We start from the raw sequence: 10725 nt of genomic DNA, 5'->3' as shown, positions 1-10725 counted from the left end.
GCCCGGTTACATTCCGAACCCGGAAGCTAAGCCTCACAGCGCCGATGGTACTGCAGGGGGGACCCTGTGGGAGAGTAGGACGCCGCCGAACTAATATTAAAAGAGCTGGTCCCCGAACTTCGGTTCGAGGACCAGCTCTTTTTTGTTGTGCGTCACTTTGCGTTCACATTGCACGACGAGCATCCGCGGCATGGGTACTGCTGCAATGCTCAGGGCTGCGGGCGTGGGAGCCGGTGACGAGGTCATCGTGCCGGCGTTCGGGAACGTCGAGGTCGCCGAGGCCGTGACCCAGGCCGGTGCGACGGCCGTCTTCGCCGACATAAACCCGTCGACATACTGCCTCGACGCGCGTGCGGTCGAGGCTGGCGTCTCCCGTCGGACGGCGGCGCTCGTCGTCGTACACCGCTTCGGGCGGTCCGCGGACATGGTGCGGCTGCGGGAGGTCGGGCAGCGGCACGGGCTCCTGGTGCTTGAGCAGGGCGAGGCCGAGGCGCCGTACGACGAGATTGCGCAGCGCAGGGCGCGGGCGGCGTATCTCGACGCGCGTTTGAGCGGCGTGCGCACGCCCGACGGCGGCGACGGGCACACCTACCAGCAGTACGTGGTGCGGGTGCCGGGCAATGGGCGGCCGGACCGGGACGCCTTCGCACGGGCCGTGCGGGCCAGGGGAGTTGAGTGCAGGGTGCCGGTGAAGACGCCTGTGCACCGCATGCCCGGGTTCCGTCGGGACGTACCTCTTCCGGAGACCGAGCGGGCCGCGGACGAGACGCTCGCGCTGCCCGTGGAAGCGTCGTTGACGAAGCGGGAGATGCAGCGGATCGTCTCCGCGTGCAATGCCCTCGGAGGATTGCTGCAGCCCGCCTTCTGACCCAACAGGACTGCGACGGAGTGGTTGGGAGCACGCTTCTGTTCGGGGTATGATCTATTTCGTTGCCGCGAGGGAAACCTCGAAAGGTGACTGGCCCCCCTAGCTCAGTCGGCAGAGCGTCTCCATGGTAAGGAGAAGGTCAACGGTTCGATTCCGTTGGGGGGCTCCAGCAGAAAAAGCCCCCGCCCAATAGGGCGGGGGCTTTTTCATGCCCTCATCAGTCCTTCTGGAGACCGGGAACCCGCATCGCCAGGATTGCCATGTCGTCGGACGGGGCGTCGGAGGCGAAGCGTTCGACGGCGCGCATGATGCGGGCCGCCACCGCGCCGGCCGTCAGGCCCGTGCACGTGGTGAGGACGTCCGTGAGGCCGTCGTCGCCCAACATGCGGGTGCCCTCGCGGCGTTCCGTGACGCCGTCCGTGACGCACAGCAGGACGTCGCCCGGGTCGAGGGTGACCGTCTGCTCGTACAGCTCCAGGTCCTCCATGACACCCAGCAGCGGCTGGGGTTCGGCGGCCGGTTCGACCGTGCCGTCCTGGCGCAGGCGCAGCGGGAGCGGATGGCCGGCGCAGACCACCTTCAGGACCGCCGAGCCGTCCTCCTGGGGCCACAACTCGCCGTACAGGAGCGTCAGGAAGCGGCTGCGGGCGCCCTCGTCGAGGATCGCGGAGTTGAGGCGCTCCAGGACGGCCGGGCCGCCGTAGCCCTCACGGGCCAGGAGCCTGAGCGCGTGCCGGGCCAGACCCGTGACCGCCGCCGCCTCCGGGCCCGTACCGCAGACGTCGCCGATGGCGAAGCCGTACGCGCCGTCGCGAATGGGGAAGAGGTCGTAGAAGTCGCCGCCGACCTCGTTGCCCTCGCCCGCGGCGCGGTAGATGACCTCGACCTCCACACCCTGGATGTGGGGCAGTTCCGGGGGCAGCAGGCTGCGCTGGAGGGACTGGCTGATGGCCATGCGCTCCGAGTACAGGCGGGCGTTGTCGAGCGCCAGGGCGGCCCTGCGTGAGAGGTCCTCGGCCAACTCCAGGATTTCCTGGCGGAAGTGTTCGTCCGACGGCTTGCCGAGCGTCAGCATGCCGATGACGCGGTTGCGGGCCACCAGGGGGAGTACGACGGTCTCGCCGCCGACCGCCGAGGCCGTCGCCAGCGTCGTACCGATGCCGGAACTCACCGTCGCGGGCTCGCCGAGGTCGAGGCTGCGCATGGAGGTGCGCAGGGCGGCCTGGTGGGCCGCCTCGGCGGGAGCCGACCAGACGCGGGCGCCCGGGGTGGGGACCGGGTCCGGTGGGGCGATCTTCGACAAGAGGGCCTTGAGGCCGTCGATGCGCTCCTCGTCCTCGTGCAGGACATATGAGAGATACGGCTCCGAGGCCTGGTCGGCGATCGTGTAGACGGCGCACCAGGTGGCCAGGGTCGGGACCGTCATCTGGGCCATGAGAGCCAGTGTCTGGTCGCGGTCCAGGGTGCCGGCGAGGAGGTCGGAGGCCTCTACGAGGAAGGACAGTGAGCCGCGGCGCAGGCGTTCCAGTTCGCCCAGGCGGGCCGATTCCACCGCCAGTGCGATGCGGTCGGCGGCGAACTGGAGGCGCAGAGCTTCCTCGTTGGAGTACCTGTTGGGCGACTCGGCCGCGACGCCGAGCGAGCCGGTGAGGCGGCCCTCGACCTTCAGCGGGACCGTGACGACCGAGCGCATGCCGGTGCCGCTCAGCAGGGGGACGGCGCCGGGGACGACGGTCAGGTCCTCGTGGACGGCGGGCATGCGGGCCGATCCGTAGCGGCCGGGGCCCGCTTCGACGGGGACGCGGGCGAAGCGCTGGCGGGCGGAGGGGAGGCCCGTGGAGGCTCGTACCTCCAACTCCGTTTCGTCGTCCGTCGCCAGGAGCAGGAAGGCGGAGTCGCCGTCGAGCATGTCGCGGGCGCGCTCCACCGTGCGCTGGAGGAGGCCGTCCAGGTCATCGGGTGCCGGAGAGCCGATGAAGACCTCGAAGGGGTCCGAGGCCTGGCCCTCGACGCTGGGGGCCGCGTCCGAGGCGGGCAGGCGCAACGGGGTCTGGAGGACGGCGCGTTCGTGGTCGCGTACGAGAAGGCAGACCGTGGAGGGCTCGCCGCCCGTGTCACGGACCCGGAGGTGCGAGGCGTAGACGGGCGTGACGCGGCCGTTGGCGCCGCGGATGCCGTAACTGCCCTCCCAGCGTGAGAGCTGGAGGGCCTCGGCGATGCCGGTGCTGGTGCCCGGGGTGTGCGGCCAGGCCGCGAGGTCGGTGAGCGGCTTGCCGGTGACCTGCTCGGCCGCGTACCCGAAGAGCTCCTCGGCGTCCTCGTTCCAGGCGTTGATGGCGCAGGAGCGGTCGATCTGGATGACCGCGACGCGTACGCGTCCGTCGGCGAGGGGGAGGAGGTCGGCGGGGAGGGCGGGGCCGGCGGCGCGGGTGCCCACCGGGCGCTCGGGGAGGTCGAGCTGGAACCAGACCTGTTTGTGCGTGGGCGTGTACTCGACGCCCCAGTGGCCGGCCAGGGCCGCGCACAGCTGGAGGCCGCGGCCGCCCTCGCGGTCGGGACTGCCCATATTGACGGCCGTCGCTTGGAGTGGAATCTCTCGTTCCGGGTAGCGGTCTGCCACCTCGATGCGTACGCCGTCGTCGCTGCGCAGACACAGGACGTCCGCGGAGGTGCCCGCATGCACGACAGCGTTGGTGACCAGCTCGCTGGTGAGGACCACGGCGTCGTCGACGATGTCGGCGAAGCCCCAGCCCTGGAGGGTGTCACGGACGAAGGACCGGGCGGTCGCGACGGATCGCCCCACGGGCTCGAAATTGGCGGCCGCGCGCGCGGTGATCACAGAACTCCTTGTCCGGTTGTCGGCGTGCAGGCTTCCGTGGCCGACCCGCTCCTGCCGGGGCAGTGCGTGGTTCCCCGTCGGCCGGGGATCCTGGGACGATCCCCCAGGATGCAGTCCGGTGGTCATGGTGCGGCGCCCCTCCGATGCCTGCCCGCTCGTGCTCGTGCCACCGCCCAGGCCGGACGGGACCGGCACAGCTGGACAGCCGCATGCAAGGTTACTTACCTTCGCGGTCCATGCGGATGCCGGTCACCAGTGTTTCCGTCCGAAGGGTGTGCACTGTTTTCGGCCGGGCGGTGTGCGGACGATGTGCGAAGCTGCCGAACTGTTATGGCCTGGTTCAACCATGGTGAAACACTGGGCAAGCTCCAATGAGTAGCACCGGGCAGGCCGAGTGCGTTACAGCACGCCGAGCAGAAGTACCCGAGTACGCCGAGCAGTAATGGTCGACCCTTGCGGGAGGGACACAGTGGAGTCTGGCGCAGCGACGCGGGGCACTAAGACGCGCGCGAAAGGCGGACAGTCCCTGAACAACGGGCGCACACCGCGCAACGGCACTACGGCAGTGGACACGGCTGCCCTGAACCGGCTGCTGGCGGCCCTGGTGTCGATGCGGGACGGCAACTTCCGCAAGCGGCTCACGGTCTCCGGCGACGGCGTGATGTCCGAGATTGCGGCGGTTTTCAATGAAGTTGCCGACCGCAATCTGCATCTGACGGGTGAGCTGTCGCGCGTACGACGCATGGTCGGACGTGAGGGAAAGCTCACGGAGCGGCTGGAGGCGGGCGCCTGCGAGGGCTCCTGGGCGGCCGCGATCGACGCGTCCAACGCGCTCGTCGACGATCTCGTACGGCCTGTCTCCGAGGTCGGCCGGGTGCTGTCCGCGGTCGCGGAGGGCGATCTGTCGCCGCGCATGGAGCTGCGGGCGCTGGCGGCCGACGGTAACGGGCATCCATTGCGGGGTGAGTTTCTCAAGGTCGGACGGACGGTCAACAATCTGGTCGACCAGCTGTCGACGTTCACCGACGAAGTCACGCGCGTGGCCAGCGAGGTGGGCACCGAGGGCAAGCTGGGCGGGCAGGCCCGGGTGCGCGGTATGTCCGGTTCGTGGAAGGATCTCACGGATTCGGTCAACACCATGGCGTACCGGCTGACGGCTCAGGTGCGTGACATTGCTCTCGTGACGACGGCGGTTGCCAAGGGTGACTTGTCCCGGAAGGTCACGGTTCATGTGGCCGGCGAGATGCTGGAGCTCAAGAACACCGTCAACACGATGGTGGACCAGCTGTCCTCGTTCTCCTCCGAGGTGACGCGAGTCGCGCGCGAAGTGGGCACCGAAGGCGAGCTCGGCGGCCAGGCGCAGGTGCCCGGTGTGGCCGGTGTGTGGAAGGACCTCACCGATTCGGTGAACCTGATGGCCGGAAACCTCACGGCCCAGGTGCGCGGGATCGCGCAGGTGACGACGGCGGTCGCCAACGGTGATCTGTCGCAGAAGGTCACGGTCAGTGCGCGCGGTGAAGTCGCGCAGCTCGCCGAGACGATCAACCAGATGACCGAGACGCTGCGGACGTTCGCCGACGAGGTCACGCGTGTGGCCAACGAAGTCGGCGGCGAGGGGCGGCTCGGCGGGCAGGCGAACGTGCCGGGTGCGGCGGGGACGTGGAAGGACCTGACGGATTCCGTCAACACGGTCTTCCGGAATCTCACGACTCAGGTGCGCGACATCGCCGCGGTGACCACGGCTGTGGCCAACGGTGACCTCTCCCAGAAGGTCACCGTCGACGTCGCCGGCGAGATGCTGGAGCTGAAGAACACCGTCAACACGATGGTGGACCAGCTGTCGTCGTTCGGTGTCGAGGTCACGCGTGTGGCGCGCGAGGTCGGCGTCGAGGGTGAACTGGGCGGTCAGGCGCAGGTCCCGGGTGTGGCCGGTACCTGGAAGGACCTCACCGATTCCGTCAACACGGCGTTCCAGAACCTGACGGGGCAGGTGCGCAACATCGCGCAGGTGACGACGGCGGTCGCCAACGGTGATCTGTCGCAGAAGGTCACCGTCGATGTCTCCGGCGAGATGCTCCAGCTGAAGAACACCGTGAACACGATGGTGGATCAGCTGTCGAGCTTCGCCGACCAGGTGACGCGGATGGCCCGGGACGTGGGTACGGAGGGCCGCCTCGGTGGTCAGGCCCGCGTGGACGGCGTGTCCGGTACGTGGAAGGAACTCACCGACTCCGTCAACTTCATGGCGGGGAACCTGACCTCGCAGGTACGGCAGATCGCCCAGGTCACCACGGCGGTGGCCCGGGGTGACCTGTCGCAGAAGATCGACGTGGACGCGCGCGGCGAGATCCTGGAGCTGAAGAACACCATCAACACGATGGTCGATCAGCTCTCCGCGTTCGCCGACCAGGTGACGCGGGTCGCCCGCGAAGTGGGTACGGAGGGCCGCCTCGGCGGGCAGGCGCAGGTGCCCGGCGTCGCCGGTGTGTGGCGCGACCTGACCGACTCCGTGAACGGCATGGCGGGCAACCTCACCGCCCAGGTACGGAACATCGCGCAGGTCGCGACCGCGGTGGCCCGGGGTGACCTGTCGCAGAAGATCGACGTGGACGCGCGCGGCGAGATCCTGGAGCTGAAGAACACCCTCAACACGATGGTGGACCAGCTCTCGAACTTCGCCGAGCAGGTGACCAGGGTCGCCCGCGAGGTGGGCACCGAGGGGCAGCTGGGCGGTCAGGCCGAGGTGCAGGGTGTCTCCGGCACCTGGAAGGACCTCACGCAGTCCGTGAACTTCATGGCGAACAACCTGACCATTCAGGTGCGCAACATCGCCGAGGTCACGACCGCGGTCGCCAAGGGTGACTTGTCGAAGAAGATCACTGTCGACGCCAAGGGCGAGATCCTCGAACTCGTCACCACCGTCAACACGATGGTCGACCAGCTCTCCAACTTCGCCGAGCAGGTGAACCGGGTCGCGCGCGAGGTGGGCACCGACGGCAATCTGGGCGGCCAGGCCCGGGTGCCCGGCGTCACGGGCATCTGGAAGGACCTGAGCGACAACGTCAACCTGATGGCCAACAACCTGACGAGTCAGGTGCGGAACATCTCGCAGGTCGCGACCGCGGTGGCCAACGGCGACCTGACCAAGACGGTCACGGTCGAGGCGAGCGGCGAGGTCGCGCAGCTCGCCGACACCGTCAACACGATGGTGAAGACGCTGAGTTCGTTCGCCGACCAGGTCACCCGGGTTGCCCGCGAGGTGGGCACGGACGGCATCCTCGGCGGGCAGGCGCGCGTACCGGGCGTGTCCGGTACGTGGAAGGACCTCACCGAGTCCGTGAACGGGATGGCGTCCAACCTGACCGGTCAGGTGCGCAACATCGCGATGGTCACCACGGCCATTGCCAAGGGCGACCTGACCAAGAAGATCGACATCGACGCGCGCGGCGAGATTCTGGAGCTCAAGACCACCATCAACACGATGGTCGACCAGCTCTCGTCCTTCGCCGAGGAGGTCACCCGAGTCGCCCGCGAGGTGGGCACCGAGGGGCAGTTGGGCGGTCAGGCACGCGTCCGTGACGTCGACGGCACCTGGCGCGACCTCACCGAGTCGGTGAACGAGATGGCCGGGAACCTGACCCGGCAGGTGCGTGCCATCGCGCGCGTGGCGACCGCGGTGACCCGCGGCGACCTGAACCTGAAGATCGATGTGGACGCCTCGGGCGAGATCCAGGAACTTCAGGACTACATCAACAAGATGATCGCCAACCTGCGCGACACGACGATCGCCAACAAGGAGCAGGACTGGCTCAAGGGCAACCTCGCCCGTATCTCCGCCCTGATGCAGGGACGCCGCGACCTCGACGACGTGGCCTCGCTGATCATGAGCGAGCTGACGCCCGTCGTCTCCGCACAGCACGGCGCGTTCTTTCTCTCCATGCCGCTCGTCGACGGCAAGGAGGCGGGGAGCGACGAGGAAGCGTACGAGCTGCGCATGCTCGGCTCGTACGGCTACTCAATGGGTTCCATGCCGACGTCGTTCCTGCCCGGCGAGGCACTGATCGGGACGGCCGCCCAGGAGAAGCGCACGATCCTGGTGGAGAACGCGCCGAGTGGCTACCTGAAGATCTCCTCCGGGCTCGGCGAGGCGCCTCCGGCGCAGGTGATCGTGCTTCCGGTGCTCTTCGAAGGGACCGTGCTCGGCGTCATCGAGCTGGCGTCCTTCACGCCGTTCACGCAGATCCAGAAGGACTTCCTGAACCAGATCGCCGAGATGATCGCGACGAGCGTCAACACCATCTCCGTCAACACCAAGACGGAGGTGCTGCTCAAGCAGTCGCAGGAGCTGACGGAGCAACTCCAGGAGCGCTCGGCCGAGTTGGAGAGCCGCCAGAAGGCACTCCAGGACTCCAACGCCCAGCTGGAGGAGAAGGCCGAGCAGCTCGCCCAGCAGAACCGCGACATCGAGGTCAAGAACACCGAGATCGAAGAGGCCCGGCAGGTCCTGGAGGAGCGCGCCGAGCAGCTCGCGGTCTCCATGCGCTACAAGAGCGAGTTCCTGGCGAACATGTCGCACGAGCTGCGTACGCCGCTCAACTCCCTGCTGATTCTCGCCAAGTTGCTCGCCGACAACGCGGACACGAACCTCACCCCGAAGCAGGTCGAGTTCGCCGAGACGATCCACGGCGCGGGCTCCGACCTGCTCCAGCTGATCAACGACATCCTCGACCTGTCGAAGGTCGAGGCGGGCAAGATGGACGTGTCGCCGACCCGCATCGCGCTCGTCCAACTCGTCGACTACGTAGAGGCCACTTTCCGTCCGCTGACGGCAGAGAAGGGGCTCGATTTCTCCGTACGCGTGTCGCCGGAACTGCCCGCCACGCTGCACACCGACGAACAGCGGCTCCTTCAGGTGCTGCGCAACCTGCTGTCCAACGCGGTGAAGTTCACCGACTCCGGAGCGGTCGAATTGGTGATCCGGCCCGCCGGGGCGGACGTTCCGGTGGCCATCCGGGAGCAGCTCCTGGAGGCCGGTTCGCTGCGGGACGCGGACGCCGGTCTGATCGCGTTCTCCGTGACGGATACCGGCATCGGCATCGCGGCCAGCAAGATGCGGGTCATTTTCGAGGCCTTCAAGCAGGCGGACGGCACGACGAGCCGGAAGTACGGCGGTACGGGTCTGGGGCTGTCCATCTCGCGGGAGATCGCGCGGCTGCTGGGCGGCGAGATCCACGCGCAGAGCGAGCCGGGACGCGGCTCCACGTTCACGCTGTATTTGCCGCTGCACCCGAGCGAACTGCCGCCGCAGGGTTACGGGCAGCTGGCGCCCGCGCTGGAGGCCGGGGAGCTGTTGGCCTCCGAGGCGGAGCTGTCCGGGTCGGACATCGAGACGCCGGCCGAGGTGAAGTCGTACCGGGAGACCCAGAACGGGCCCGCAGCGCTCTTCCGGCGGCGCCGCAGGGCGGTGACCGCGGCCGAGCAGCGGACGGCGGTGCCGGGGCAGCCTGGCGGGGCCCCGGATTCGGCTCAGGACCAGTGGGCGTCCGCGGGCCGGCAGGACGCGGCGCCGCAGCCGCGCCGCGGCGTCCGCTTCGAGGGCGAGAAGGTGCTGATCGTCGACGACGACATCCGCAACGTGTTCGCGCTCACCAGCGTCCTGGAGCAGCACGGCCTTTCGGTGCTGTACGCCGAGAACGGCCGTGAGGGCATCGAAGTCCTGGAACAGCACGATGATGTGACGGTCGTCCTGATGGACATCATGATGCCCGAGATGGACGGCTACGCGACGACTACGGCGATTCGCCGGATGCCGCAGTTCGCCGGGCTGCCGATCATCGCGCTCACGGCGAAGGCGATGAAGGGCGACCGGGAGAAGGCCATCGAGTCGGGTGCGTCCGACTACGTCACGAAGCCGGTCGATCCCGACCATCTGCTCTCCGTGATGGAGCAGTGGATGCGTGAGGAGTGACCAGCTCGTGTCCGGCGGGCCCGGCCGCTACGCGCTGTCAGCGACCGGGCCGCCGGGGCGTGCGTGCCGAACCGGCGGCGCGGCAGGCCCGGCCGCGCATAACTGACTGTGGCCGAAGCCGTGTAGAAGTACGGGATTCGGGGAACCTTCTGGTCTCCCGCTACGTTTCTGCTACGTGCACAGTGACATCGCGGTGACAGGGTGTGGCGACAGGCAGGGTGCGGCTACCATGACCGGCACAAGGACGGGCGGCGCAAGGGAGTCGTCCCCTGGGGCGGCGCCCGGTGCACTGCCGGGGCGAGGAGGGCGGGCCATGGTGCAGAAGGCCAAGATCCTCCTGGTCGATGACCGGCCGGAGAATCTGTTGGCGCTGGAGGCGATCCTCTCCGCGCTCGATCAGACACTGGTGCGGGCATCGTCCGGGGAGGAAGCGCTCAAAGCACTACTCACGGACGACTTCGCGGTCATTCTGCTGGACGTCCAGATGCCAGGCATGGACGGTTTCGAAACCGCCGCGCACATCAAGCGGCGAGAACGGACCCGGGACATCCCGATCATCTTCCTCACCGCCATCAACCATGGCCCGCACCACACCTTCCGGGGGTACGCGGCGGGTGCGGTGGACTACATCTCCAAGCCGTTCGACCCGTGGGTGCTGCGCGCCAAGGTCTCGGTTTTCGTCGAGCTCTACATGAAGAACTGCCAACTCCGGGAGCAGGCAGCGTTGCTGCGGCTCCAGCTGGAGGGTGGCGGCAAGGCGGCCCTCGGCGAGGCCAAGGAGCCCGCCGGGCTGCTCGCCGAACTCTCGGCGCGGCTCGCGGCCGTTGAGGAGCAGGCCGAGGCGCTGTCCAAGCAGCTCGACGACGACTCGGCGGACGCGGCGGCGGTAGCGACCGCGGCCCATCTCGAACGCAAACTCACGGGATTGCGCAGGGCGCTGGACGCGTTGGAGCCGGGCACGGGGAGCGGGGCGCCGTCGGTGCCGTCGCAGAACTGAGTTGCACGGAGGCGCTCGCTCACGGTGAGTCGGCGTCAGTTTCGGGCCCCGGT

4 protein-coding genes, 1 tRNA gene and 1 rRNA gene are annotated in these 10725 nt (G+C 68.4%); 5 read left to right on the top strand and 1 reads right to left on the bottom strand.

Annotated features, from left to right (window positions below):
• From rrf to ACZ4WS_RS44040, 3 genes are all read left to right on the top strand, one after another.
• Positions 1-91 (top strand): 5S ribosomal RNA (gene rrf / locus ACZ4WS_RS44050); the annotation flags it as partial.
• A gap of 114 nt (positions 92-205) precedes the next feature.
• Positions 206-868, top strand: a complete 663-nt coding sequence (locus ACZ4WS_RS44045) for a DegT/DnrJ/EryC1/StrS family aminotransferase (protein WP_467989286.1) — start codon at positions 206-208, stop codon at positions 866-868.
• 93 nt (positions 869-961) lie between these two features.
• Positions 962-1037: transfer RNA gene (locus ACZ4WS_RS44040), tRNA-Thr, on the top strand.
• A gap of 48 nt (positions 1038-1085) precedes the next feature.
• Here ACZ4WS_RS44040 and ACZ4WS_RS44035 read toward each other — a convergent pair.
• Complete coding sequence (locus ACZ4WS_RS44035) at positions 1086-3833, bottom strand: SpoIIE family protein phosphatase (protein WP_467989278.1); 2748 nt, start codon at positions 3831-3833, stop codon at positions 1086-1088.
• A 343-nt stretch (positions 3834-4176) separates the two neighbouring features.
• Here ACZ4WS_RS44035 and ACZ4WS_RS44030 point away from each other — a divergent pair, with 343 nt between their 5' ends.
• Positions 4177-9675 carry a HAMP domain-containing protein gene (locus ACZ4WS_RS44030; RefSeq protein ID WP_467989276.1) on the top strand — a complete coding sequence of 1833 codons (5499 nt, stop codon included), beginning with the start codon at positions 4177-4179 and terminating at the stop codon, positions 9673-9675.
• Positions 9676-9988: 313 nt separating this feature from the next.
• Positions 9989-10672, top strand: coding sequence for a response regulator (locus ACZ4WS_RS44025; protein ID WP_028802361.1), 684 nt, complete (start codon positions 9989-9991; stop codon positions 10670-10672).
• Positions 10673-10725: the final 53 nt, after the last annotated feature.

This window comes from Streptomyces sp. NPDC029292, from assembly GCF_055569295.1.
The sequence above is the reverse complement of the archived record's forward strand: the minus strand, read 5'-3'. Positions and strand labels throughout refer to the sequence as shown.

What these genes read in the sequence shown, in the direction of transcription:
- ACZ4WS_RS44025 (WP_028802361.1), top strand. Translation starts at nt 9,989, where the DNA reads ATGGTGCAGAAGGCCAAGATCCTCCTGGTCGATGACCGGCCGGAGAAT.
- ACZ4WS_RS44045 (WP_467989286.1), top strand. Translation starts at nt 206, where the DNA reads ATGCTCAGGGCTGCGGGCGTGGGAGCCGGTGACGAGGTCATCGTGCCG.
- ACZ4WS_RS44035 (WP_467989278.1), bottom strand. Translation starts at nt 3,833, where the DNA reads ATGACCACCGGACTGCATCCTGGGGGATCGTCCCAGGATCCCCGGCCG.